This window comes from Aquirufa rosea (assembly GCF_004118285.1).
Taxonomy (GTDB): Bacteria; Bacteroidota; Bacteroidia; order Cytophagales; family Spirosomataceae; genus Aquirufa; species Aquirufa rosea.
The window spans coordinates 16,730-43,021 of record NZ_SDHY01000005.1; the positions used below are offsets into that span (position 1 = coordinate 16,730).

General features: G+C 39.2%; 25 protein-coding genes and 1 tRNA gene. 12 read left to right on the forward strand and 14 right to left on the reverse strand.

Annotation, left to right across the window (positions count from 1 at the left end; translation table 11 throughout):
- Window positions 1–4: 4 nt before the first annotated feature.
- Genes ESB04_RS08575 through ESB04_RS08590 form a run of 4 tightly spaced genes read right to left on the reverse strand, consistent with a single transcriptional unit; the run spans window position 5 to window position 4,045 of the window.
- Window positions 5–1,219: a 1-deoxy-D-xylulose-5-phosphate reductoisomerase gene (locus tag ESB04_RS08575; RefSeq protein ID WP_235832208.1), complete on the reverse strand. Its 1,215-nt coding sequence runs from the start codon at window positions 1,217–1,219 to the stop codon at window positions 5–7.
- Entirely contained in the window at window positions 1,177–1,800 is a 624-nt protein-coding gene (locus tag ESB04_RS08580; RefSeq protein ID WP_129027333.1) for a rhomboid family intramembrane serine protease, read from the reverse strand. The genes ESB04_RS08575 and ESB04_RS08580 overlap by 43 nt, the downstream gene beginning before the upstream one ends.
- 49 nt (window positions 1,801–1,849) lie before the next feature.
- Window positions 1,850–2,827: a polyprenyl synthetase family protein gene (locus ESB04_RS08585; RefSeq protein ID WP_129027334.1), complete on the reverse strand. Its 978-nt coding sequence runs from the start codon at window positions 2,825–2,827 to the stop codon at window positions 1,850–1,852.
- A 3-nt stretch (window positions 2,828–2,830) separates the two neighbouring features.
- Entirely contained in the window at window positions 2,831–4,045 is a 1,215-nt protein-coding gene (locus ESB04_RS08590; RefSeq protein WP_129027335.1) for an NADH-quinone oxidoreductase subunit D, read from the reverse strand.
- Window positions 4,046–4,220: 175 nt separating this feature from the next.
- Here ESB04_RS08590 and rpmG point away from each other — a divergent pair, with 175 nt between their 5' ends.
- The 3 genes from rpmG (at window position 4,221) to ftsY (ending at window position 5,650) form a co-directional block, all read left to right on the forward strand.
- On the forward strand, window positions 4,221–4,403 hold the full coding sequence (rpmG, locus tag ESB04_RS08595) for a 50S ribosomal protein L33 (protein WP_109325429.1): 183 nt from the start codon (window positions 4,221–4,223) through the stop codon (window positions 4,401–4,403).
- Between the two features lie 18 nt (window positions 4,404–4,421).
- Window positions 4,422–4,574 carry a DUF4295 domain-containing protein gene (locus ESB04_RS08600; RefSeq protein ID WP_129027336.1) on the forward strand — a complete coding sequence of 51 codons (153 nt, stop codon included), beginning with the start codon at window positions 4,422–4,424 and terminating at the stop codon, window positions 4,572–4,574.
- Window positions 4,575–4,672: 98 nt separating this feature from the next.
- Window positions 4,673–5,650: a signal recognition particle-docking protein FtsY gene (gene ftsY, locus ESB04_RS08605; RefSeq protein ID WP_129027337.1), complete on the forward strand. Its 978-nt coding sequence runs from the start codon at window positions 4,673–4,675 to the stop codon at window positions 5,648–5,650.
- Between the two features lie 60 nt (window positions 5,651–5,710).
- Here ftsY and ESB04_RS08610 read toward each other — a convergent pair whose 3' ends face one another.
- Window positions 5,711–7,378, reverse strand: coding sequence for a glutamine--tRNA ligase/YqeY domain fusion protein (locus tag ESB04_RS08610; RefSeq protein ID WP_129027338.1), 1,668 nt, complete (start codon window positions 7,376–7,378; stop codon window positions 5,711–5,713).
- A 249-nt stretch (window positions 7,379–7,627) separates the two neighbouring features.
- Between ESB04_RS08610 and ESB04_RS08615 the strand changes: the two genes are divergently transcribed.
- Both ESB04_RS08615 and ESB04_RS08620 read left to right on the forward strand, forming a co-directional pair.
- Window positions 7,628–10,048, forward strand: coding sequence for a T9SS type A sorting domain-containing protein (locus ESB04_RS08615; RefSeq protein WP_129027339.1), 2,421 nt, complete (start codon window positions 7,628–7,630; stop codon window positions 10,046–10,048).
- Between the two features lie 53 nt (window positions 10,049–10,101).
- Entirely contained in the window at window positions 10,102–11,151 is a 1,050-nt protein-coding gene (locus ESB04_RS08620) for a WD40/YVTN/BNR-like repeat-containing protein (RefSeq protein WP_129027340.1), read from the forward strand.
- On the opposite strand, the gene der is transcribed toward ESB04_RS08620, so the two are convergent.
- Window positions 11,131–12,453: a ribosome biogenesis GTPase Der gene (gene der / locus ESB04_RS08625; RefSeq protein WP_129027341.1), complete on the reverse strand. Its 1,323-nt coding sequence runs from the start codon at window positions 12,451–12,453 to the stop codon at window positions 11,131–11,133. The two genes, ESB04_RS08620 and der, sit on opposite strands and share 21 nt — an antisense overlap.
- 10 nt (window positions 12,454–12,463) lie before the next feature.
- Window positions 12,464–13,366, reverse strand: coding sequence for a GTPase Era (era, locus tag ESB04_RS08630; RefSeq protein ID WP_129027342.1), 903 nt, complete (start codon window positions 13,364–13,366; stop codon window positions 12,464–12,466).
- Between the two features lie 97 nt (window positions 13,367–13,463).
- Here era and ESB04_RS08635 point away from each other — a divergent pair.
- Both ESB04_RS08635 and ESB04_RS08640 read left to right on the forward strand, forming a co-directional pair.
- Window positions 13,464–13,536 (forward strand) — tRNA-Met (locus ESB04_RS08635).
- Between the two features lie 343 nt (window positions 13,537–13,879).
- On the forward strand, window positions 13,880–14,194 hold the full coding sequence (locus tag ESB04_RS08640; protein WP_129027343.1) for a LytR/AlgR family response regulator transcription factor: 315 nt from the start codon (window positions 13,880–13,882) through the stop codon (window positions 14,192–14,194).
- Window positions 14,195–14,244: 50 nt separating this feature from the next.
- Here the strand turns inward: ESB04_RS08640 and ESB04_RS08645 are convergent, their stop codons facing one another.
- The 6 genes from ESB04_RS08645 to atpD all read right to left on the reverse strand — a co-directional run bounded on the left by ESB04_RS08645 (window position 14,245) and on the right by atpD (window position 19,962).
- The gene (locus ESB04_RS08645; RefSeq protein ID WP_129027344.1) at window positions 14,245–15,144 is read right to left on the reverse strand and encodes an OmpA/MotB family protein; all 900 of its coding nucleotides are present in this window, start codon (window positions 15,142–15,144) and stop codon (window positions 14,245–14,247) included.
- 101 nt (window positions 15,145–15,245) lie between these two features.
- Entirely contained in the window at window positions 15,246–17,036 is a 1,791-nt protein-coding gene (locus tag ESB04_RS08650; protein ID WP_129027345.1) for an acyl-CoA dehydrogenase family protein, read from the reverse strand.
- A 61-nt stretch (window positions 17,037–17,097) separates the two neighbouring features.
- Window positions 17,098–17,589: a MarR family winged helix-turn-helix transcriptional regulator gene (locus ESB04_RS08655; RefSeq protein WP_394343740.1), complete on the reverse strand. Its 492-nt coding sequence runs from the start codon at window positions 17,587–17,589 to the stop codon at window positions 17,098–17,100.
- Between the two features lie 74 nt (window positions 17,590–17,663).
- Window positions 17,664–18,200 carry a hypothetical protein gene (locus ESB04_RS08660; RefSeq protein ID WP_129027346.1) on the reverse strand — a complete coding sequence of 179 codons (537 nt, stop codon included), beginning with the start codon at window positions 18,198–18,200 and terminating at the stop codon, window positions 17,664–17,666.
- Window positions 18,201–18,204: 4 nt separating this feature from the next.
- A complete protein-coding gene (locus ESB04_RS08665; RefSeq protein ID WP_129027347.1) occupies window positions 18,205–18,435 on the reverse strand; it encodes a F0F1 ATP synthase subunit epsilon in 231 nt (76 codons plus the stop codon).
- A 9-nt stretch (window positions 18,436–18,444) separates the two neighbouring features.
- Window positions 18,445–19,962 carry a F0F1 ATP synthase subunit beta gene (atpD, locus tag ESB04_RS08670; protein ID WP_129027348.1) on the reverse strand — a complete coding sequence of 506 codons (1,518 nt, stop codon included), beginning with the start codon at window positions 19,960–19,962 and terminating at the stop codon, window positions 18,445–18,447.
- Between the two features lie 219 nt (window positions 19,963–20,181).
- Here atpD and ESB04_RS08675 point away from each other — a divergent pair, with 219 nt between their 5' ends.
- Window positions 20,182–22,389 carry a tetratricopeptide repeat protein gene (locus ESB04_RS08675; protein WP_129027349.1) on the forward strand — a complete coding sequence of 736 codons (2,208 nt, stop codon included), beginning with the start codon at window positions 20,182–20,184 and terminating at the stop codon, window positions 22,387–22,389.
- Window positions 22,390–22,583: 194 nt separating this feature from the next.
- Window positions 22,584–22,889, forward strand: a complete 306-nt coding sequence (gene rpsJ / locus ESB04_RS08680) for a 30S ribosomal protein S10 (RefSeq protein ID WP_109325433.1) — start codon at window positions 22,584–22,586, stop codon at window positions 22,887–22,889.
- A 69-nt stretch (window positions 22,890–22,958) separates the two neighbouring features.
- On the opposite strand, the gene ESB04_RS08685 is transcribed toward rpsJ, so the two are convergent.
- The gene (locus ESB04_RS08685) at window positions 22,959–23,732 is read right to left on the reverse strand and encodes a glycosyltransferase family 2 protein (protein WP_129027350.1); all 774 of its coding nucleotides are present in this window, start codon (window positions 23,730–23,732) and stop codon (window positions 22,959–22,961) included.
- Between the two features lie 287 nt (window positions 23,733–24,019).
- Here ESB04_RS08685 and rpmH point away from each other — a divergent pair, with 287 nt between their 5' ends.
- From rpmH to ESB04_RS08700, 3 genes are read left to right on the forward strand one after another with little or no spacing between them, the layout of a single operon-like run.
- Complete coding sequence (gene rpmH / locus ESB04_RS08690; RefSeq protein ID WP_109324196.1) at window positions 24,020–24,175, forward strand: 50S ribosomal protein L34; 156 nt, start codon at window positions 24,020–24,022, stop codon at window positions 24,173–24,175.
- 60 nt (window positions 24,176–24,235) lie between these two features.
- Entirely contained in the window at window positions 24,236–24,640 is a 405-nt protein-coding gene (gene rnpA, locus ESB04_RS08695) for a ribonuclease P protein component (protein WP_129027351.1), read from the forward strand.
- Window positions 24,621–26,291, forward strand: a complete 1,671-nt coding sequence (locus ESB04_RS08700) for a S41 family peptidase (RefSeq protein WP_205749498.1) — start codon at window positions 24,621–24,623, stop codon at window positions 26,289–26,291. The genes rnpA and ESB04_RS08700 overlap by 20 nt, the downstream gene beginning before the upstream one ends.
- Window position 26,292: the final 1 nt, after the last annotated feature.

The following is a 26,292-nucleotide window of genomic DNA, read 5'->3' on the forward strand; positions in this document are numbered from 1 at the left end:
TACTTTATTGCTTTTTACTATTGTTAACCACCCATTGGGTAGCTAATTCTCTACTTAATTGATCACTCTGAACATAGTCCTCTAATGTAGGATTCTCCAAAAAAGTTCCACGGTCCATCGTTTCTTCTATTAGATCTGACATTTCCAAAAATCCAATTTCGTCTTTCAAAAACGATGCCACAGCTATTTCATTGGCTGCGTTTAAGATACAAGGCATATTTCCTCCCTTGTCCAATGCCTGAAAGGCTAAGCCTAGGTTTCTGAAAGTAGCCATGTCTGGCTGCTCAAAGGTTAGATTGGGATATGCCGCAAAATTAAAACGAGGAAAATCCGCCGCTAGACGATTGGGATATCCTAAGGCAAACTGTATCGGCAATTTCATGTCAGGTAAACCTAACTGCGCCTTGATAGATCCATCTTGAAACTGTACTAAAGAATGAACAATGGACTGCGGATGTACGACTACGTCAATTTGCGAGGCATACACCTGGAACAACCAAGCAGCTTCTATCACCTCTAGTCCTTTATTCATTAAACTAGCCGAGTCAATCGTAATCTTTGCTCCCATCGTCCAATTAGGATGTTTCAAGGCCTGCTCTCTTGTCACTTTGGCTAATTGCTCACGTGTCCATGATCTGAAAGGACCTCCCGAAGCCGTTAAAATCACCTTTTCAATAGGATTATGTGATTCTCCCATTAAGCATTGAAATATGGCTGAATGTTCCGAATCAACTGGTAAAATGGGCACTCCCATTTGCTGCGCCAAAGGCATGATCAATGCCCCTGCGACTACCAATGTTTCTTTGTTTGCCAAAGCAATGGGCTTTTTTGCCTGAATAGCTCGAACCGTGGGTAGTAATCCCGCATAGCCAACCAATGCCGTTAGCACCACATCCACCGCATCTAAACATACCACATGCTCCAGGCTTTTCGCACCTGCATGCACTTCGATGGGAAAATGCGCCAACGCCTCTTTGACACGGAGATAATGTGCTTCATCCCCAATAACCACATGACTAGGTAAAAATTGCAATGATTGCTCAATGAGCAATTGGGCATTGCTTTGAGCCGTAAGCACTTCCACTTTGAATTGATCTGCATGCAAAGCAATCACCTCCAAAGCTTGCGTACCTATGGAGCCAGTGGAACCTAGTATGGCAATATGTTTTTGATTCCTTACCAAAGCATCGCTTTTACTTGTTCTACAAAAGTCAACCACACCTTAGGATACAATGCGCTTACAAAAACTAAACCATACAATCCTCCATATAAATGAGCTGAATGATTCACATAATCTCTTCCCCTACGATCCATAGCGATGGAGTACCAAGTAAACAATCCAGCATAAATAAAACCTGGTATTCCTAACACTCCGAACAAATAAATTTTCTCCGTAGGAAAAAATAATATTCCAGCAAAAATAACTGCAGAAACAGCTCCAGACGCCCCCAAGGAATTAAAATACGGATTTTTTAATTGCTTGAAATACGTGGGCAAATCTGCTGCCACAATGGCCGTCAAATAAAATATGATGAAAATGATATGCCCTATCTCTGGAAACAAAATAGAAAATATGTTTTCCAACTGCAATCCAAAAAAGAAGAAAGAAAACAAATTAAAGAATAGGTGCGAGAAGTCTGCATGGATAAATCCTGAGGTAATAAATCGCCAATATTCATTCCTTCGACTAATCTCATATGGGTTCATCGTCATTTTGTCCATGAGGCTTGGTCGCTGCCAACACAACAAAGAAACTAAAACCGTAATAATGATAATGATAAAGCTGATTGAATCACCCATAAAATAAAAAGCTTCGGTATGAAGCTCGCATAGTTGCCACAAAGCTACATTAAACTTCCCGATCAACCAACCCCGTCATGAAGCCCAGCAGGGTATTTTTCTTTTCTGGTGGTAATGCCAATGCCTCCATGTAAGCAAAGGCCTGATCGAAATAGGATTTTATTTCCGCTTCCACCGCCTGCTTAAGAGACAGTTGGTTATAGATTTCAGTCACCGCTTTCACCTTTTCCTCGGCATCAAACTGTTTTAATCCTATCCAATAGGCCAAATTCTCTTGAACAGAACCTTTTGCTAATTCCAAAGCACGTATCAACAAATAGGTTTTTTTATTCGCAATAATATCTCCACCTACCTGTTTCCCAAATTTCTCAGGATCTCCATACACATCCAATAAGTCGTCCTTAAGCTGGAAACCCAATCCCACCAATTCTCCAATTTGATATAATTTTTGGGCAGTAGCTGAATCCACCTGGGCCAATAAACCGCCCATTTCCATGGAAAAACCCAGTAAAACCGAAGTCTTCAATCGAATCATTTCCAAATACTCCCAAATCTGCACATCAGCCCTATCCTCAAAATTCATATCCCATTGCTGACCCTCGCACACTTCTGCTGCCGTTCTACTAAAACGAGCCAATACATGCTGAAACTGTGACAGACTCAAGCCTTGAATTTGATTTAATAATTGATAGGCTTCCACCAACATCACATCACCTGATAAGATAGCAATATTATCATTCCATTTCTCATGAACAGTTTGCTTACCTCTTCTCAGAGGAGCTTTGTCCATGATATCATCATGCATCAGGGTAAAATTGTGAAATACCTCAATCGATAATGCGGGCTTTACTTGAGACTTCCAATCTTCTCGAAACAAAGAATAAGCCATCAAACACATGACCGGACGGATTCGCTTCCCGCCCAAAGACATTAAATATTGAATAGGTTCATACAGCTCAGCAGGTTGTTTGCCCTGTTCCATGGGAGCAATTTCACTATCAAGCGCTTGTAAAAATTCTTTTATCATAAATTATCGATCAACTTCCCCCATGACTAAATCCAAAGAACCAATAATGGCCACTAAATCAGCTAAATAGGCCCCCTTGGCTAAAGTAGGTAAGACTGACAAATGATGAAATGAACAAGCTCGTACTTTCATCCGATTAGGAATATCTGACTTACCGTCTGCCCGAACAAAAAATCCTAATTCACCCTTGGGGTTCTCTGCTCTCACATAAATATCCATGGCTGCAGGCCTTATTTTCTTAGGTACCAAAGCTTGTGGTTGAAATTCTTTAGTTCTTTTACAGTCACCAACTAATTTCTCCAAACATTGTTCTACAATCCGAATGGATTCTTCACATTCTCTGATTCGAACATGGTTTCTATCCCAGCAATCTCCCACTTTCCCCATAGCACCCTCTCCCACAGGAATATCAAATTCCAACTCAGGATAAACGGAATATGCATCTACCCGACGAAGGTCAAAGGGTAAACCTGAGCCCCTTAAAACGGGACCAGAACATCCAAAATTGATGGCTGATGATAAAGGTAAAACGCCAATATTGGCAGTTCGCTTAATAAATATGCTGTTCTCCTCTACCAAATTCTTCACCTCTTGGATGGTAATTCTCAATATTGGCACCAATTCCTTCACTCGCTCTTCAAATCCCACAGGCAGGTCATAAAACAAACCTCCTATCCAAACATAGTTATAAAGCATGCGGGCACCAGACAACCATTCCAACAAGCGTTGAATATGCTCCCTATCTCGCATCAACCATAAGAAAGGAGTATAAGCCCCAATATCCATACCATAGGTACCAATGGCCACAAAATGCGAGGCTATGCGATTCAACTCCGCTACCAAGACCCGGATGTATTCAATGCGTAAGGGTAATTTGCCCGTCAAGTCCATCATTTTTTCAATGGCTAAAACATAGGCATGTTCAGAATTCATGGAAGCCAAATAATCTAAACGGTCCACGTAAGGAATGATTTGATTATAAGGCAGCGCCTCGGCATGCTTTTCAAAACAACGGTGCAAATAACCCAGATGCGGAACCACATCTACCACTAATTCCCCATCCGAGATAACCTCTAAGCGTAAAACACCATGGGTTGATGGATGCTGAGGTCCCAGAGAAATGATCATTTCTTCTGATTTCAAATTTTCAAGCGAATACCGATTGGGGTCGGACAAAGCAAAATTTTCGGCTTGATATTGATATTGAAGCGAATTCATAAAACAAAAGTGGTAAAAAAGCCTAGTAAATAAAAGCCCAAAGAAGCGATTTAAACGCTACATCTAAGGATGACTGAAATTTTACAACATATTTTATTTAAAGACTTTGCTAAAAAAAATATTTCTTCTACCTTTGCAGTCCGTTTCAAATGAGGCGAAAAAAGATTTAAATACTATGGCAAAGAAAGGAAATCGCATTCAGGTAATCTTAGAATGCACAGAGCACAAAGAATCTGGCTTACCAGGAATGTCGCGTTACATCACGACAAAAAATCGTAAAAACACGACTGCTCGTATCGAATTAAAAAAATACAATCCAGTATTGAAGAAAGTTACGCTTCACAAGGAGATCAAATAGTTTTAATACTCAAGAAATATGGCAAAGAAAGTAGTTGCAACGTTAAAGAAAGAAGGAGGCGTAAAATACGCTAAAATTATTAAAGCGGTTAAAAATCCAACCACAGGAGCATATACCTTCAAAGAAGAAATCATTCTTCAGGATGAGGTTAACTCGGCATTGAAAAACTAATTTTCAAGCGGGGCATCTTTTTTCGCTTAAATATTTAAGTCCCTTCGTTAGGGACTTTTTTATTTTTATTACATTCGTTTTTATTTTCATACATAGCCATGGGATTATTCGATTTTTTTAAAAAGAAACCAGCACCGCAGGAAGAAGAGGAACTGGTGGCCTTGGAGAAAGGACTGGAAAAAACCAAAGAAGGTTTTCTATCCAAGATGGGTAGAGCCGTTCTAGGCAAATCCAAAGTGGACGATGATGTATTGGATGAACTAGAGGAAATTTTATTGAGTTCAGACGTCGGGGTCCCAACTACTTTAAAAATCATTGAGCGAATTGAACAACGTGTAGAACGGGATAAATTCGTCTCAACAGAAGAACTTGACCGCGTGCTGCGGGAAGAAATTGCTGCTCTATTGGCAGAAAATCACTCAGCCGACATGGAACATGCTTTCGCTGAGCCCAAGCAAAAACCCTATGTTATCATGGTGGTAGGTGTCAATGGGGTAGGCAAAACGACAACCATTGGTAAGCTGGCATCTCAATTTCATCAAAATGGACTGAAAGTGGTATTAGGCGCGGCCGATACCTTCCGTGCTGCGGCGGTAGATCAATTAAAATTATGGGGCGAGCGAGTGGGTATTCCTGTTATAGACCATGGTATGAATACTGATCCGGCATCAGTTGCATATGATGCGGTCAAACAAGGAGTAGATATGCAGGCGGACATTGTAATTATCGATACCGCAGGTCGCTTACATACCAAAGTAAATTTGATGACGGAGCTGAGCAAAATAAAACGGGTAGTACAAAAATTCATCCCGGAAGCTCCGCATGAGGTATTATTGGTACTAGATGGCTCTACCGGTCAAAACGCCTTTATTCAGGCACAAGAGTTTACTAAAGCCACTGAGGTGACAGCTTTGGCTATCACAAAACTAGATGGAACTGCCAAAGGGGGCGTTGTGATTGGAATTTCAGATCAATTCAAAATTCCCGTGAAATACATCGGAGTAGGTGAAAAGATTTCAGACTTACAGGTATTTAATAGAAATACCTTCGTAGAATCATTATTTGCCAAAAAATAAAAGAGAGACGAAGCAATGCTTCGTCTCTCTTTTGGTTCTGCAGTGCTTCGTCTCTCTTTTCTATTTCTGCAATTTCGCCCAGGTATCCTTCAATGTCACCGTACGATTAAATACCAGGTGATCTTTGGTGGAATCTTTATCTAAACAAAAATATCCTTTGCGCATAAACTGAACTGATTTTTCTACTTGGGCTTCTACCAAAGCTGGTTCAATAAACACCTGATTTAATACCTGCAGGGAATCTGGATTGATAAATTTCAGAAAATCATCTCCCAATTCTGATGCATCCTCAACAATCAACAAACGATCAAATAAACGAACCTCCGCCACTTGGGCATGAGGAATAGACACCCAATGGATGGTCCCTTTCACTTGTATTCCTGAGGTATCTTGCCCCGATTTACTTTCAGGAATATATGTCGCATGAATCTCTTTCACAGAGCCATCTTCATTCAACTCAAAATGCTCACAATGAATGATGTAAGCACCTTTTAAACGAACCGACAAATCTGGACCTAAGCGGAAAAACTTCTTCGGAGGCTCCACCATGAAATCTTCTCTTTCAATGTATAATTCCCTTGAAAAAGGCACTGCACGCTTGCCTGTACTCTCATCCTCTGGATTATTTTCAATCATCAAATCTTCACTCTTACCTTCTGGATAATTGGTAATGACTAATTTCACAGGATCCAACACAGCCATGTAACGGTTGGCCGATTTATTCAAATCTTCCCGAATACAAAACTCCAACAAGCTAATGTCAATGAGGTTGTCACGCTTAGCCACCCCAATTCGCTCACAAAAGTTTTGAATGGAGGCAGGAGTATAGCCTCTTCTTCGTAGAGCCGAGATAGTAGGCATACGAGGATCATCCCAAGATGAAACGACCCCTTCATTGACGAGTTGAAGTAATTTTCTTTTGGACATCACCGTATGAGAAAGATTCAATCGAGCAAACTCATATTGATGAGAAGGGAAAATTTCCAATTTTTCGATAAACCAATCGTACAGTGGACGATGCACGTCAAACTCCAAGGTACAAATGGAATGGGTTATACCCTCCATGGAATCAGATTGACCATGGGCAAAATCATACATGGGGTAAATGCACCAAGCATTTCCTGTACGATGATGTTTCACATGACGAATACGATACATAAAAGGATCGCGCATGTGCATATTCGGATGAGCCATATCAATCTTGGCACGAAGCACTTTGGCTCCATCTGGAAATTCCCCTGCACGCATGCGTTGAAATAAATCCAAGTTCTCCTCTACAGTACGGTTGCGGTATGGACTAGGTACACCTGGTGTGGTAGGCGTACCTTTTAAAGCAGCAATTTCCTCTGCGGAAGAATCATCTACATAGGCTAATGACTTCTCTATTAGACGAATAGCGTATTGATATAAAGTCTCAAAATAATCGGAAGTATAGAATTCATTGGCCCAAGTGAAACCTAACCAAGCTACATCCTTTTTGATGGATTCTACGTATTCAGTTTCCTCCGTGATTGGATTGGTGTCATCAAAACGCAGGTTGGTCTTTCCGCCAAATTGCTCCGCTAAACCAAAATTAAGGCAAATAGACTTGGCATGACCAATATGTAAATATCCATTAGGTTCAGGAGGAAATCGAGTAAAAATCCCTTGAGGATACTTTCCCGAGGCTAAATCTGACTGTACAATTTCTTCTAAAAAATTAAGGGACTTGGGTTTTAATTCTTCCATTCAATATAAGTTCTTGACAGTTTTGTCGTTTTTAGGGTCAAAATTTGGTAAATCCTACCTCAAAAATAAGCATTATTTAAGCGTTGAGAACAGAAAGCTTCTAGAATATTCTGCATTTCAAATTTAATTGAAGTTTTATGTGCCATTTAATAAATTTCTTAACCTACATAAGATATTTTTACTTAATTTAGAGCTTAATTCAAAAGGTAGCTTTATAGTTTAATTAATCTACTCAAACTCGTTCTTAACATGATGAACAAATTTTTCAAAATCAATTTATCCGCCATCCTTGTTTTACTGGTGGCGTTTTCAGCCTCCGCTCAAGTAATCAATGGCAAATTTGGCACTTCCTATGCAGTGGTTCCAAATGGAGAGGCTAAGGCCTTAGTTGCTTCAGGATGTCCAGCTGGAAGTTATTACGATTGGGCATCTTACACCAATGGTGGTAGGTCTAACTACGATGACCAATCTTCTTCTTGGGATTTAGCCTATGCAGGAGCAGGAGATGGCACTTCGGTAACAGCTTATGCAAGAACATTAGATAACAACCCAGGAGGTAACATTCCTCCTTATGTATATGAGCTCAGATGTAAACTTCCTGGTGGAGGCGCTCCGGCAGGTTATGCAGATCGTGTTTCTCAGGTGTACATTTCTCCTATTGTAGATATGAACAGTTACAATGCAAATCCATCCATTTATGAGAAGACTTGCGCTGATTTGGAAAATCCTAGCATTGGAACTTTAGCCTTAAAAGCAGGCGGTTGTCCTGAGGGCGCTTCTTTCATGAAGCCCGATGGCTCTACATTAGATGCGTTCAATACAGATGCCATTCGTTACAACGGTGCAGACTATGTTCCAGGTAGATATAATGTTCGTTGCATTGTTTCCTATTTAGACAATACCACTTTAGAGTCAAAAACTCGCTATACCCAATGGCAAGGGATTGATGTTCCAAAATCATATATTCCTCCTAAATTATTTATCTCAAGTGTTAAGCCCATCTTACCAGATAACAGCACAAAAGAGGTATGCCAAGGTACTGTGGTAGATTTAACTACTAATGCTCCAGACTTCAATCGCTACAACTCATATTTCGAATTCCGTTGGTTTGCTTATGATGAGTATCAAGGTAAAGATGTTAAAGGTGCTGAGCGTTTTGGCGCTACTGGTTTAGGTACAAATGTTTTGTCAGCGGTTGCAAATAGTAAATCCGTTATTTACTATTTAGATTTAAAAGACAGACAAAATCTTTGCGGCAGTGCAGAATCTAATCAAATACGTATAACTTATGTAGAATTACCTAAGCCGGGTCCTATTACGGGTAACTTAGGATATTGCATTGAAGGAACTACCACCTTAAAAGTAGACTCTGCTTCTTTAGTGCGTAATGAAGGTTATTTATGGGCTGCCAACAAGACTCCTACCAAACCAGCTAAATTCCGTTGGTATGTAGACGGTGTAGAGACTGCTTCTTTAGGAAATCTTTCCAGCATCATCTTCAAGCAAAATGCTAAAGTGAAAGTAGATTATGTATCTAACTACAACTGTCCATCTCCAGTATCTGATGAGGTAACTATCAAAAACTACGATAAACCTGTTACCCCTACCATCACGGCTCTTAAACCAGCCAATGGTTCTTTAGTGGATGCGGCTACGGTTGGTTTCTGTGAAGGGACACCTATTGCAGGTCAACTGCAAGCCTCCTCACTTCCAAATGGTGAAGCCACTAAATGGGAATGGAATAATGCCTTGACTACAAGTTTGATTGATTACAATAAAATCGGTTCATACACTGTAAAAACCATCAATACCAATGGTTGCTATTCTGATGCATCAGCAGCGGTAGTTGTTAAAGTTTTACCTCTACCAGCAGCTCCAACTATTGCAGCTAGCGGTGTGACTACTTTCTGTGCCAGAAAAGATGATGATTACAGCGCTTTCAATTCGGTAACATTGACTGCTACCTCTACCAATACCGTTAACTGGTACGGTAATGCAAACACTTCTCTTTCTACCTTGAAAGTATTAGAAGGTGTTAGAACATCAGATACTTATTACACCAGAGCAACAGACATGTACGGATGTATTTCCCCTGCTTCAAATAAGATTAAAGTTAACGTTCAGCCAAACCCAGTGGCTACGGATGCTAGAATTGTAAAAGAAGGAGTTTATACGTTGAAGGCTCTTAACTTCCCTGCTACGGTAACTGGTGGCAACGCTGGTGAGTATGAGTGGAAATTTGGTACTACAGCTCTTCCTTCAAAAAGCTATATAACTAAAGTGAAGACAAATGGCGACTACAGTGTTAGAAGAAAGTACTTGTACTCGATTGATGGTTTCCCATTAACTTGCTACACTGATTTCGCTAAATATGCTTATGTATTAGACCCTGAGTTTAGTGGCGTAGCCATCTACCCAAATCCAGTAACCAAGCCTGATGTAGATGGTGTTAACATTCAAATCTTAGATGATTGGACAAATGCAGTGGTTACCTTGTATGACATGGTGGGTCGTCCTGTATATTCTGGAAAAATCCCAGCTTTGAATTCGACGAACCCAGAGCCTACTAACATCCTGAAATTACCAGGATTAGGTAATGGCATTTACATTGTTACTATCACAGCTGATAATAGCAAATCTTATACTGGTAAGATTATTGTAAGCAAATAAGATTAACCAATATACTGAAGCCCCTTGTTCACACAAGGGGCTTTTTTTATGCCATGAAAAATAGACTCCTAGGAATTCTCTGTTCACTACTACTAGTTCATTATACACACGCGCAGTGGATTAACATTCCCCTACAAACCAAGGCCTCATTTCGAGCCATTAGGAATTATAATAATCAAATATGGATGGGAGGAACACAAGGAACAGTGGTATATTCCCTGGATGGAGGAAAGCAATGGAAAGAAATCCAAGTACCAGATGCCGAAAAACTTGATTTTAGGGATTTAGCAATCCTAAATCAAAAGAGTATCATATTAATGAGTGCGGGTCCAGCAGAAAAAGGAGCGGCCAAGTTGTTTATTAGTAATGATCAGGGGCTAAATTGGAAGGTCTTTTTTGAAAAAAAAATAGGTTCCTACTTCTTTGATGCGTTAGCCTGGAATCATTCAAAAAATGAAGGGATACTTTTATCAGATCCAATGAATGGTCGATTTCCCTTGTTTCGCATCTATCCTAAAGATGAATTGGTAAAAGATGTTATTCTTACAAGCTTCCCTAAACTGTTGACTAGAGAGGCGGCATTTGCCGCTAGCGGCTCCTCTTTGTTATGGATGAACAATCACTTAATTCTGGTAACTGGAGGTGCTAGCAAGGCTAGAATCATACAAAGTACAGATAAACAATTAAGCCAATTTATAGAACGGTATCAGGCTACTCCAGCAGATAGTAGCAGTGGTTTCTTTTCCATCGCTGCAAGAGATAAAAAAAATTATTGGGTAGTGGGAGGAAATTATTTAAAAACCCAAGAAAACAAAATTGGCATACTGGAAACCAAGGATTCAGGTAAGACTTGGCAGGTATTAGAAAATTCCCCCAATTTTTACATGGAAAAGGTTATTTGGACAGGCAAATACTGGGTGGTGGTAGGACCTTTTGCTAGTGCAGCCTATAATCCAAAAACAAAAAAGTGGATTTCACTAGGTGAAAGCCACTTTCATAATGTTACTAAATTTGGTGAATATCTATTTGCCGTGGGATCAAAAGGGAATTTGGCTAAACTGTCCTTGAAAGTCTTAGAGCAACTATTTCTTTCTAAAGAATAGGGAGATGGGCGTACCCTCTAAATTAAATGCCTTACGCATCTGATTCTCCAAATAACGCTCATAACTTTCTTTAATATACTGAGGCAAATTACAGAAAAAGATGAAAGTAGGATAAGGGGTAGACACCTGAGTACAATACTTGATTTTGATGTATTTCCCTTTCCATGCTGGCGGAGGATAGTTATTGATTACTTCCAACATCACATCATTCAATTTGGAAGTAGAAATTTTTTGGGAACGATTTTCATAGACTTCCAACATCTTTTCCACGACTTGGAAAATACGTTTCTTTTCCATGACCGAAGTAAAGATGATAGGCATGTAATTGATCGGAGCCAACCGCTCACGAATTGCATTTTCCAACTTCACAGCAGTATTTGTGTCTTTAGCCACCAAATCCCACTTGTTTACCATCAATACAATTCCCTTTTTCGCTTTATCCGCCATACTGATGATGTTCATATCCTGAGCTTCCAGCCCCGTATTGAAATCAATAGTGGTGGCATCTACTAAAATAATAGCAAGGTCACATTCTTCCATGGCCTTGATGGATCGCAACACCGAATAGTACTCAATATTATCATCAATTTTGGCCTTTCTACGAATACCAGCTGTATCAGTAATAATAAAATCTTTCCCGTAAAGGGTATATCGATTCTGAATGGCATCGCGAGTAGTACCAGCTAAATTGGTTACAATAGAACGCTCACGACCTAATAATGCATTTAAGAAAGAAGATTTTCCCACATTAGGTCTACCCAAAATGGCAACACGAGGAACACCCGCTTCTGGATTTTCAATTCCTTCTTCTTTAAAATGAGAAACCATCAAATCCAGCATATCTCCTGTTCCACTACCACTTTCTGCCGCAATGGCATAAGGATCTCCAAGACCTAATTCATAAAATTCAGACGCTACTAGAGCTTTATCGTGTGTATCCGCCTTATTGGCTACAATAATGACAGGTTTTTTAGATTTGCGTAATACCTTAGCAAAATCCTTGTCCAAGTCGGTCAAACCTACTTGACAATCCACCACAAATAATAAGACATCCGCCTCTTCCATGGCCATTTCTACTTGCTCACGAATAGCTCCTTCAAACATATCTTCAGAACCATGAACATAACCACCTGTATCAATTACGGTAAAGAATTTACCCGTCCACTGACCATAGCCATAGTGCCTATCTCGAGTTACCCCAGACACATTGTCCATGATGGCCTTTTTTTGTTCAATCAATCGATTAAACAGGGTAGACTTACCTACATTGGGACGCCCAACAATTGCAACTATATTTGACATTTTTTAAAAATTAATCGAGTGAATACCCGAATGATCGCAATTTATCCGCCTTTGCACGCCAATCTGGCTCTACTTTGACAAATTGCTCTAAAAATACTTTTTTACCAAAAAACTTTTCCAAATCCTGTCGAGCCTCCATCCCTACTTTTTTAATACTTTCTCCCTTATGACCGATGATAATGGCCCTTTGAGATACTCGTTCCACATAAATTTCAGTAGATATCCGTAAAATGTTGGGGTCGTCTTTGAAAGATGTCACCACCACTTCACAAGAATATGGGATTTCTTTTTTGTAATTCATGAAAATTTTCTCTCGAATAATCTCAGAGGCAAAAAACTTCTCTGGCTTATCTGTCAATTCTTCCGGGTCAAAAAAGGGTGGATGAACAGGAAGTTTATCTACGATATGCTCCAAAATTTGATCCAGATGAACTGACTCTAGGGCAGATATGGGCAATATGGGCTTATGAGGAAAAATCGTTCTCCAGTAATCTAAACGCTCCTGCAATTTTTCACTTCCCACCAAATCAATTTTATTCAATAAAACCAAGATGGGTGTTTCTGTATGATCTTTCCAATTGGTCAAAAACTCCAAATCTTCATAATCATCAAAGACATCCGTAACATACAATACCACATCAGCATCTTCCAGAGAGCTTTTGACAAATTGCATCATAGATTTATGCAATTCATATTTGGGTAGCAATACACCAGGTGTATCTGAATACACAATTTGATAAGGTGTTCCTTGATGTTCCCCATTCAACATCCCTAAAATACGATGTCGGGTGGTTTGCGCTTTGGAACTTACAATAGATAAACGCTCCCCTACTAAGGCGTTCATTAGCGTACTTTTGCCAACGTTCGGCTTACCGATAATACTTATAAATCCGGATTTGTGAGGAGATGTCATAGAAAAAAATCATACCTATTAGGGTAGGATTGAATATTAAAGTACAAAGATACTTGTTTTTCTCGACAAAACCCTGCATCTTTGCACTCCGATATATCGCGGGGTGGAGCAGTTGGTAGCTCGTTGGGCTCATAACCCAAAGGTCGTCAGTTCGAGTCTGGCCCCCGCTACTATAAAAAAGACAGACTGAAAGGTTTGTCTTTTTTATTTAATGAGCTTTTGTATCAAATCCGTACCCTCCTCACACGTCCTTCGCATCTGGCACCAAATACTAGAAAAAATAAACGCTTAGAGGTATGTCATTTATAATTTGGGACACTTAATTTCTTCGACTACATTTTTTGAATTCCTTACCTTCAAATACAATTTTTAAATGGGACTATTTTTCTTATGATTCACAAAACTTCTGTTCAGAACCTATTAAATTTCAAATTTACCGTTAGATAAGTGCAGGACAGTTAATGATAGTTTGTTGACTAAATTTGCTCAACCTATTTAAAAACTAATCAACCTATGAAAAAAGACATTAAATTGCCGAGTATGGATCAATGCCCGGTAGATGACATTGTATTCATCGAAGGAAAAGGAAATTACAGCGTGGTTTTCCTTAAAAACAAGAAACAAATTACTATTGCCAAGACACTCAAAAAATTTGAGTCACAGTTACGAATGAATCCATTTTTGCGAGCTCATAAGTCTTACTTAGTGAATCGTGAGAATGTTTCAGGAAAAAACTTCCAAGGTAATAATACCTTGACAACCATTCTGGGGAATGAAATTCCCATATCAAGAAGGAAACTCGATTTAGTCAAAAAACATTTCGCATAAAAAAAGGGCCTCAATATCTTGAGGCCCTTTTCATTGATATTCTTATTGAATTATTTTCCTGATGGAGGAGCTAATAAGTTGAAGAATTGATCCAACTTAGGAGTTACGATGATCTCGGTACGACGATTCATCTTACGTCCTGACTTGCTCTTATTCTCAGCTTGTGGCTCAAACTCACCACGTCCACCAGCAGTCATACGCTCTGGATCAACAGCAAATTTAGTTTGTAATAAACGAACCACAGAAGTAGCACGCTTAGCACTCAAATCCCAGTTATCTTTGATACAATCAGTAGAGATAGGTACACTATCGGTATGACCTTCTACTAAGATATCTAAGTCTTTGTGATCATTAACTACTTTAGCCACTTTAGCTAATACAGCCTCAGCTTTAGAGTTAATTACTGCGCTACCTGAAGCAAACATTAATTTGTCAGAGATAGAAATATATACTACACCTTTTTTCACTTCTACTGTTACATCCTCGTCATTAACATCGGCCAAAGAACGCTTCAAGTTCATCACCAATGATAAGTTGATGGAGTCTTTACGTTGGATAGAAGAGTTCAAATCTTTGATATATTTTCCTTGCTCATTCAAGGCATCCAAAGATTTACGGATACTCTCTGCACCTGACTTATTGATAACAGATAAATCAGACAAACGATCTAACAAATTAGTATTTGTTCTTTTCATGTAATCTAATTGCTCTTGCAAATTCTTCAAAGAGGCATTTCTAGCTTCTAACTCGGCATCTCTCTTTTTGATTTCAGCTTGTAAACTAGCTGTTAAAGATTGACAATCAGCAAGATCTGCTCTTGATTTGGCAAGCGACTGGTCACTACTAGCTTGTAGTTCTGTTAAACGTGATTGCAAATCAGCAATTTTCTTTTTGCTCGCACAAGAAAAGAAAAATGGCATCAGAGCGATTACTAAAAGTAATTTTTTCATAATGATGATTCGGTTTGGGGGTTAATGACTCAATGTTTAAAAATAATTGCCACAAAAGTATGAATCAAATCGCTAAAATTTGTCCTTATTTGGATTTTTTTTTAAAAAATATAGCCATTTTTCAGGATGGCAGCAGCAGCAATTTTACGTCTTGCTTCTTTCAAATTCTTAGGATCTATTTTTGTAAAACGCTTCAATCCCATTAACATAACGTTTAACTCATCTCCGCTGGCAAACCCTGTAATAACCTCTTTGCCAGATTGATGAATTTTATCGACCGCTTCATGTAAATATACCAATGCACATTCTTTAGCAATTTCATAGGTAACTTCTCCATGTTGTTGGATTAATTTATCTACACGAACTAACACGGACTCAGCCACATAGATTTCTATCATCATATCTGCCAAAGACATCAATATTTCTTGCTCTTGCTCAATGGCCGTCGTATATTTCTGCAAGGCTCCTCCCGCTGCCATCAACAAGGCTTTTTTCAGGTTAGCTATTACCTTATACTCTTTACCAAAAATGCCCTCAGGGGCACTGTTAGAAAAATCAGGAACACCTAATATTTCCTTGCCTACAGCCATGGCGGCCGTCATGATATCTAATTCTCCTTTCATGGCTCGCTTGATCACTGTACCCACTGCAAGAAGCCTATTAATTTCATTAGTACCTTCGAAAATTCGGTTGATTCTGGAATCTCGATAGGCTCTATCCATAGGAGCCTCCGCAGAGAAGCCCATACCTCCAAAGATTTGCACCCCTTCATCTACCAAGTAATCCAAGGTCTCTGAACCATGAACCTTCAATAAAGCACATTCTATGGCAAACTGCTCTACCCCTTTTAATTTTGCCTCAGAATCACTCATCCCAGAGGCTTTTAATTCCGCAATGGCATCATCAATGTTTTGCCCCACTCGGTAACAGGCTGACTCACTGGCATAATTTTTCACAATCATCTCAGCTATCTTGTATTGAATAGCCCCAAACTGATGGATGGATTGTCCAAATTGCTTGCGATCATTGGAATATTGCACAGCTTGATCTACCACACGTTTTCCTGCTCCAATCACCGCTGCCGCCAATTTAATACGACCAATATTTAAAATATTCACGGCAATTTTGAAACCTCCCTCCCGCTTGAATAACAAGTTTTCAACCGGTACTGGGCAATCATTGAAGAAGATTTGTCTCGTTGAGCTACCTTTAATTCCCATTTTACGCTCCTCCTCGTTCATAGTAATTCCTCCAAAACTCTTCTCAACTATAAATGCTGTCAAACTTTTATCGTCATCAATTTTGGCAAAAACAATAAAAACATCTGCAAAACCCCCATTAGTAATCCACATTTTTTGACCTGTAATCAAATAATGTTTCCCATCTTCCGATAAGCGAGCCTTGGACTTGGCGGCATTGGCATCAGACCCTGAGTCTGGCTCTGTTAAACAATAGGCTGCCTTCCACTCTCCTGAAGCTAATTTGGGCAAATATTTTTGTTTCTGCTCCTCCGTTCCATAATATAAAATGGGAAGTGTACCAATACCTGTATGGGCTGATAAAGCTACGGCAAATGAATGACCTGAACCACAGGCCTCTGCTACGAGCATGGAAGTATTAAAATCCATCCCAAATCCACCATATTCCTCTGGAACTGATGTACCTAGTAATCCTAGTGCACCAGCTTTATCCAACATTTCCACCATCACAGTTCCATCCTTGGCATTATCCATCTCCTCCAAACGAGGTTGAATCTCCGTCTTGATGAAGTCAATACAAGTTTGACCTATCATTTTCTGCTCTTCAGAAAATTCTTCAGGAATAAATAATTCCTGAGGTAAAAGCGGTCGAATTAAAAATTCTCCTCCTTTCATCGTATTGTTCGTAGGCATGGTTTTGGTATTTATAATTTATTGATGAAATATAATAATGATCTATTTTGCAGATAAAGTGTTATATCGATTTCTGGGTCAATGTTTGTAGAATCTCCGTAGCATCCTCTTCCAAAAATTGATTGATGGATTGAATTACTTTAAAAAACTCATTGGCTTGTTCAGTCCCAATTCGCTCCAATAACTTTTCATTAAATAAGATTACTCCCTGCCTAGCTACATCCCTTTTCTTTTTTCCCAAATCTGTTAGAAATATCTTAACAACGCGTTTATCGGCAAAGTTAGTCTCTCGACGAATCCATTTTTTATCCTCTAATGTTTTTAGCATCCGTGTCAAACTTCTAGATTCCAAACCTAGGGCTGGGGCAATTTTAGTAGCAGGTGTACCGTCTTTGTCAATATGCAATAACACATATCCAATCGCCATCGACATATCAAACTGAGCGGCATAAGTATTGTACATGCGACTAATCGCGTACCAAGCGGATTTAATTTGGAAATCAAAGGTACTTTCTGCTTTCATATTCAAGGAATGATTTTGGTATGCTTGCATACCATTGTGTAAAAATGAGATAAAAAAAAATAGGATGCAAGCATCCTATTTTCAAAATTCCAAAATATTTTTGATTATCTCACGCGATTACCTCGCATTCTTTTGCTATTAACCTTTAAACCAGAGAAAGAAGACTTCATAATCATCAAGCGAACTTTCTTTTTATTATATAGCAAATACTTGTTACCATCATAAGTCAAGCGAGAAAAAGTAGGACTTCCCGTTTCATCCACCAATTGATAGTAGTATTCACCTCTTTCTCCGATTACTGGACCAAAATGAAGGCTTTTTTCTTCACCAGCACCTGCTTCAAAGGAAATCAATAAACGATCGTTTGCTTCTTTTACCAGCACTCCTGGAGTTTGTTGCTCAAGGCTCACGCGGTTAATCGACTTCCCATTGATTAAAATAATTTTACCTGATTTCACATTAGCATCAGAAGCATTTAATTCTCTTTCTAAGAAAAGGGCATTGTCATTGTAAAACTGAATCTTCTCCAAAGGAAGCTGATTTTCTTTGATTAATGTCATCAAAGAACCTGTCAAGTAAGCTTGCTGCGAGCAACTACTTAATAAAACAAGTGCAAAAAATACAATGGCTATGTTTTTCATGGAATTAATTAACGCCTTCTGCTAAAATAAGGACTTTGTTATTTAACACTTCCACAACGCCTCCTTCAATTTGAAATGATTCTTTGTCGGCAGTCAATAAGCCTTTTTTCAAAGTACTTACTAAAGCTGCGTGGTCATTTAAAATCTGAAAGGAACCATTAACGCCAGGTAAAGTCACCACAGAAGCTTCTGCGGAAAACACTTTACGGTCGGGTGTAATAATTTCTACAAACATATCTATCATTTATTTAGCAGCTTCTGCCAACAATCTTTCACCTTTTTCTATGGCATCTTCAATGCTACCTACTAAGTTAAACGCTGCCTCAGGCAAGTGATCGTAAGTACCGTCAATGATGGCATTGAAACCTTTGATGGTATCGTTGATGTCTACCAAAACGCCTTTTAAGCCTGTAAATTGTTCTGCCACAAAAAATGGTTGAGACAAGAAACGTTGAACACGACGAGCACGAGATACAACTAATTTATCTTCTTCAGATAATTCATCCAAACCTAAGATGGCAATAATATCTTGTAATTCTTTGTAACGCTGTAAAATTTCTTTAACTCGTTGAGCTGTATTGTAGTGCGCTGCACCCAATACCTCAGCCGATAGAATACGAGAAGAAGAATCCAGTGGATCCACCGCAGGATAAATTCCAAGCTCTGCAATCTTACGAGAAAGTACTGTAGTAGCATCTAAGTGAGCAAAGGTTGTTGCTGGCGCTGGGTCAGTTAAGTCATCCGCAGGTACATAAACTGCCTGTACTGAAGTAATGGATCCACGCTTGGTAGAAGTAATACGCTCTTGCATAGCTCCCATCTCAGTAGCTAAGGTTGGCTGATAACCTACCGCTGATGGCATACGTCCTAATAGGGCCGATACCTCAGAACCTGCTTGTGTAAAACGGAAGATGTTGTCAATAAAGAATAAGATATCACGACCTTGTCCCTCGCCATCTCCATCACGGAAGTGCTCTGCTACTGTCAAACCAGACAATGCCACACGAGCACGAGCTCCTGGAGGTTCGTTCATTTGGCCGAACACTAATGTAGCTTGTGATTTTACCAATTCGTTTTCATCCACTTTAGTCAAATCCCACTGTCCATCTTCCATGGCATGCTTGAACTCCTCACCATATTTAATAACGCCAGATTCAATCATCTCACGTAACAAGTCATTTCCCTCACGAGTACGCTCACCCACACCTGCAAACACAGATAAACCTTCGTATGCCTTAGCGATGTTATTGATCAACTCCATAATCAATACCGTTTTACCTACACCCGCACCGCCAAACAAACCAATTTTACCTCCTTTAACATAAGGGGCTAATAGATCGATTACTTTGATACCTGTGAATAAAACTTCGGTAGTTGTAGCTAACTCATCAAATTTAGGAGCAGAACGGTGAATAGGTAAACCCGCCGCTGATTTTGGCTGAGAAATTCCGTCAATCGCCTCTCCTACTACATTAAACAAACGGCCTTTAATTCCATCTCCAGTAGGCATGGTCATCGGAGTTCCTTTGTCAATCACCTCTTGTCCACGTTGAAGACCTTCTGTTCCTTCCATCGCAATGGTTCTTACACGATCTTCTCCTAAGTGTTGTTGAACTTCTAAGATAAGTTCCTGCCCATTGGTTTTGGTAACAGAAAGAGCATTTAGGATAGCTGGTAAGTGTGAACCTTCACCTTCAAAGCTTACATCGACAACTGGTCCAATTACCTGAGCTACTTTTCCTTTATTTACTGCGTTTGCCATTTGAAAAATAAATTTGTTAGCTAAAAAACTACGAATTAATATAGAATCGAATGCTGTTGACATTCGGATTGCAAAATTAGTCGGTAAATTCCAATTAGCAAAACTGAAGTTTGTATTTTTTTGCTATTTTTTGTCTATATCCGCCCTTTTCTTTGAATGAATTAAAGTTTATGCAGAAATTTACGTTAACTATGTGGATCCCCATTTTATACCATTTGCATGAAAGATCAATTTAATCGATTAACGATTTTCTGGTTTGTATTTACTTCCTTAATAAGCATCTTTTGCCTAGGAATATACGTTTGGGGTGGATCAGAAGCTTTGGGCTGGCAAGAAGTTAGTGAACTAATCCCTCAAACGGTCCCTTTATTTGCCGAATCCAATCCATCCGTTTCTTCTTCCATTTTTTTAGTCAGGCAGCATTACCTAATACAATCCATTTCACCCGCAGTCTGGCCAAGTATCATCGGTGCTGTTATAGGTTTAGTAGGAACCATTATTCTCATCCAAGGCATTCAAGCCTGGTCCAAGATACATTGGCGCCAATTTTTATTGGGTATAGTCATTTGGTTTGGCATCATCTTATGGAAAAATAGCAGCTTGCCGCTTCAAGATTGGCTAAGTTTTTTACATGGGCCTTGGGTGGCTTTATCTTGCTTCTCTGCTGTAGTACTTGCTGTCTTGAGCAGCTCATCCATTCCTTCTCTACTTCTTGAGACCTCCCACAGCTCTGATTTGGAAAACAGTAAAAAGAAATGGGGTGCCTTCATGTTCTTCTACCTCATCAACCTCATATTGAGCATGGGAAATCTCTGGGGCCTCTGGACCTCCACTTTATATATCCCTGCCTTTATTTTGCTGGAAATCAGTTTTACTCTAGAGCTATTTCGAAGCCTTCGGTATGAAAACAAACTCTACCAAAGGCTCATCATTGCTTTATTTTTATTAAGTCACTCCCTGTTGTTACCCTTTTTATTCAACAATAATGAGGCGGGAATACGAGCCTTGGAAACATGGCTCATCATGACGCACTTGTGCATGACTTTACTTTTCCCATTTTTTCTGTGGACCAACTTCAAAGAACCCATTTTAAAGAATCTTGCCATATATAAAGTAGTCCACAAGGCTCATTTTATTCCTATTTTTCTCATTCAAATCGGAGTGTTTATCTTGAGTTCTTCCTGGGTTTTTGCCCGGCAAGGCACGGCATGGCATCAAATTGTAGCGGCCTATTATAATGAACAAGGAGATGTGGAACATTTTTTAGGCAATAAATCGTTAGAAGAAATCGCCTATAAAAATGCGATGATTCACAGTAAATTAAACGCCAAAAGCAATGTAAGTTTGGCGCGCATGTCTCAAATGGTCGGCGATGTAGAAAAACAAGCCTACTATTTACAGACTAGTCAAATAAAATTCCCATCTGAAAAAAACTTCGTAGCCTTGGCAAATATTTATGGCAATGAAAATCAGTGGTTTGAATCGCTTTTTACTTTAAAAAAAGCCTTTCAGCAATTTCCACAAAGTCCACACATAGCCACTCAATTAAGTCGGGCCTATGAACAACTCAAACAAATAGATTCTGCCGCTTATTATTTGGTGCTTGCTAAGGAATTAGCTCTTGAAAACCCAATTTATCAAGCCAATCTCCTGTATTTTGATGTTCGATATCAAAGTAAATTAGTGAGTCAACAGGACGTAAATGACTGGAGTACATCCACCGATCATGCCCTACAAGCCAACATATTAGCTCAATCTTGGAATAATAAGCAGCGCCTATCTTCGAATTTTCCGAAAGAAAGTTTTGAAGCTACTCCAGAAGTCAGGGATCTTGCCCTCATCTACAATACCTGCTTATTTTTTAAGTCGCAGGCACCCCTCTTCCCATTTGATCAGTGGAAAAAAGAAAGCACTTGGGTTCAAAAATTTCCTGAAATTACTTACCTTGAAGCTTGGCAGGACTATTACCACCAACAGCCCTTGAGGGCACTCAATCAATTAGACTTACTAATCCAACAAGCCAATACTACTCAAGCAAAGGAATATCAGGCTGTACTATCGACTTGGAAGCAGGAATTAGTTGAGAAAAAAGTCAAAATTAAAATTGAATCTCTCTTGCAAGCTAAAAGCGCCTTGCAGTCTCATCCATTTACTCCAGGTGTTTTACAACAATCGCTGCCCTTCTTACACCGGGCCAACAAACATACGGAGGCCTATCAAGCTAGCTTGGCTGCCTTGCAGTGGAATGAAAATTTAGCCATTTATTATCCCATTTACATACAAGAGGCCTTTCTTCAAGGAGAAATCCAATATGCCGATGATGCCATGAATCGATTAAAAAAACTGGACCCTTCATTATTTTCCTCACATGAGGCCAACTTTGCCAAGGCGAGGGAAAAGGCCTTGAATAGGCAAAAGTTTAACTAGTTAGTAATGCTAAAGAGTAGTAATGTGTGGAATTCGGGATATCAAAAAATGTGCTCGCAACCACTAATAACTGATAACTAATCCCTTAAGCCCTATTGGCAAGTTTAAAAAATTCAACTACCTTTGTGCTCAATAGTATGGGAAACGGAGTAAATGGTTCTTTCGCTTCCTATTCACTTAATGAACCAAACAATATGAATCAAAAAATTCGCATTAAGCTGAAATCTTTCGACCATTCCTTGGTTGACAAGTCGGCTGAAAAAATCGTTAAGGCGGTAAAAGCCACAGGAGCTGTTGTTTCTGGCCCTATCCCACTTCCAACTAAAGTTGAGAAATTCACTGTTTTACGTTCACCACACGTGAACAAAAAAGCACGTGAGCAATTCCAATTATGCACTTACAAGCGTTTAATTGACATTTTCTCTTCTTCTGCTAAGACAGTGGACGCGTTGATGAAATTGGAATTACCTTCAGGAGTTGATGTAGAAATCAAAGTTTAATGAATGGATATTCCACAGAAAAGGTCTTTACATCACAGTAAAGACCTTTTTTATTTTTAGGCAATCCGATTAAACTCTCAGAGCTTTCTTTTTAGAGTTAAACAATTGAAAAATCTTCCGAACAGGCTTTAAAAATAAAGTAAAGAAATAGGGCTTGAGGGCGTTATCTCTCCAAGCTTGTCGATCTTCCTTATTAGCCACCCAACGATGCTTCCAGGTTGCGGTACTCGTGCCCCCATTGCGCATGGTCATCAAAGTTTTAGGCAGATAGGATGCTGATTTTTCAGCCTTATACAAGGCTCGCAACATCCAATCATAATCTCCTGCACAAGTAAAATCTGTCCGAAAGGGACCAATTTCATCGTATACTGTTTTTTTGGCATAAAATGACAGATGTGGTGGCATCCAACCCCATAGCCAGTTGGATTTATGATACTCTCCTGCCGACCAAAATCGAACTAAAGCACCACTCTTGGGGTCCACAAATTGTATATCACCATAAACCGTATCCGTTCCTTTCTCCTGAAAACAAGCTACCACTGATGAAATCACATCCGAACTTGGATAATAATCATCTGCACCTATCATGCCCACGATTTCACCGCTGACTCTGGAAATTCCCTTATTCATGGCATCATAAATTCCCTTGTCATTTTCAGAAATATAGTTAATTCTACCTTCAAAAGACTGTAAAATGGATAAGGTATCATCCTTTGAACCGCCGTCAATCACCCAATATTCCAGATTGGGATAATCCTGAGCCAGAACACTCTCAATAGTCTGCCGGAGCGTAGCTGCTGACTGATAACAAACAGTAATGATAGATACCTTGGGTGTGTGCATAGATGGCACAAAGATATAGAATGTCAATAAAATTATATGAATTATCAAAATGGCCAGAATGCAGTACCATTAAAATATGGCTTGCAAAACTTAATTGATTAAAAGCAATCTGTCATCGAGACAAACAATTCGTTAAATTATAGGTTATAATCGTCTATTCACCCCAGATGAAATACAACACCAAAAACTCTTACTAAATTTTTACTAACGAGCTTTGTTAAAAAAATATTTTTTGTACCTTTGCAAACCCAATTCGAATCAGTTTCGGATTTTTAAATGTTAAAGAAATGAAAAGAACTTTTCAACCTTCGGTTAAAAAAAGAAAAAATAAGCACGGATTCCGTGAGCGTATGTCTACTGCCAATGGTCGTCGTGTATTAACAGCTCGTCGTGCTAAGGGTCGTCACAAACTTTCAGTTTCTGACGAGAAAAGAGGAAAATAGGTCCTAGATCTTAGAAAAGAAGATTTCAGCTTAACTTAGTTTTACTACAGTTTTAATGACGTGAAGTTTACTTTTCAAAAATCCGAGCGACTGACGCAAGTCAAAATTATAGATACACTATTTCAAAAGGATAGTCGAAACGTAGCACAGCGTTTTGTCTATCCTTTTCGAGTTTTATATCAGTTCAACGCCCAGCCTTTAGAATTACCTCAAATCCTCATTTCAGTACCCAAGCGTAAATTCAAAAAAGCCGTGGATCGCAATCTCATCAAAAGGAGAATACGTGAGGCCTACCGACTCAACAAGGCAATTCATCTAGTCGAAGGGAAAGAGAAATTACCAGATTATATGGCTTTTGTTTATATTGCTTCTACAATTGAGCCATTTGAGCGGATCAATAAGAAAATGCAGCAAGTCTTGCAAGAATTTAGCAATACAGAGAAAGATGCCACAACTACCTCCTAAGTCCATAAAAAAATGGCTTCTTACCAGCCTTGCTGGAGTAAGTCTACTTTGTTTTCTAGCTTTTAGCTCGCCGGGTGATCGCTTCTTTGAAATCGCCAAGAACTTGGATATTTATGCCTCAGTTTTTAAGGAATTAAATAAATTTTATGTAGATGAAGTTAATCCTAATCAAGCTGTAAAGACTTCGATCGATGCCTTATTGAAGAGCTTCGACCCATATACGGTTTTTTATCCAGAGGATGAGTTAGAGGATTTCTTAACCATGACCACGGGTAAATATCAAGGAATTGGCATTATCCTAACTGAAATCAATGATACTTACAGAATTTCATTTATTGAAGAAAATAGTCCTGCCTTAAAAGCGGGTTTGGCTATTGGAGACCAAATTATTTCTGTCAATGGAATTACTCTTTCTGACAAGCCAGAAGCAGATCCATCCAAGCTATTGCGTGGGCAGGCTGGCACTAAAATTTCCATCAAAGTATTGAAAAATGGCCAAACAGTTCCGCAAGATATCAGTGTGAATCGGGAAACGGTTCAAATCAAAAATGTCGTTTATTCAGGGATTATTCAACCTGGCGTAGGCTACATTCTTTTAGAAGATTTTAATGCCTCTGCCGCGAAAGAATTAAGAAACGCCTTGCAAAATCTAAAACAGGCGGGAATGAAAAAACTAATCTTGGATTTGCGAGAAAATCCAGGAGGCCTATTAACCCAAGCGGTAGACATTTGTAACTTGTTTCTTCCAAAGGATACTGAAATAGTATCAACCCGTGGAAAGGTAGAAGAATGGAATAAAACCTATAATGCCCTTAATCCGTGTGTGGAACCGGAATTACCCCTTATTATTTTAATTAATAACCGCTCAGCTTCTGCTTCAGAAATTGTGGCAGGCGTCATGCAAGACTATGACCGAGCCGTATTAATTGGCCAAAAGAGTTTTGGGAAAGGACTTGTTCAAGTTACCCGCGACCTTCCTTTCCGCACTAAAATGAAGATAACAACGGCTAAATATTATATTCCAAGCGGCCGTTGCATACAAGCCATTGATTACCAACACAAAAATCCGGATGGTAGCGCCGTAGCATTAAAAGATTCCAATAGCAAAACCTTCTACACAAAAAACCGCCGAAAAGTGGTGGATGGAGGAGGAATTACCCCAGATATCGCCGTGGAGAAATTCAGCACCTCTCCATTTACCAATGCCTTGCAAAAACAACATATGATTTTTTTATTTGCCTGTCATTACCGAAGTACACACCCTACTATACCGGCTGCCAAAGACTTTCAATTAAGTACAGCTGACTTTCAAGCCTTTGCCAACTGGTTAAAAAAACAGCCTTTCAAATTTGAAAGCCAGATTGAAAAGCAATTTCAAATAATTAGTGAATTGGCTAAAAAAGACAAATCCTATGCCAATATGGCTCCTGCACTACAAAACTTCAGAAAAGAGTGGGCGTCCAATTTAGACAGAGAATTGACTGCCTATCAAACAGATATAAGCAACTTGCTTGAACAAGAAATTGTTCAACATTATTACCTTCAAAAAGGCATGAACGAATGGTCATTCTCCAAAGATCCATCCATCAGGGAAGCTGTAAAATTATTTGATCAAACCGAACGTTTTCAATCTATTTTGGCGGGCAAATAAT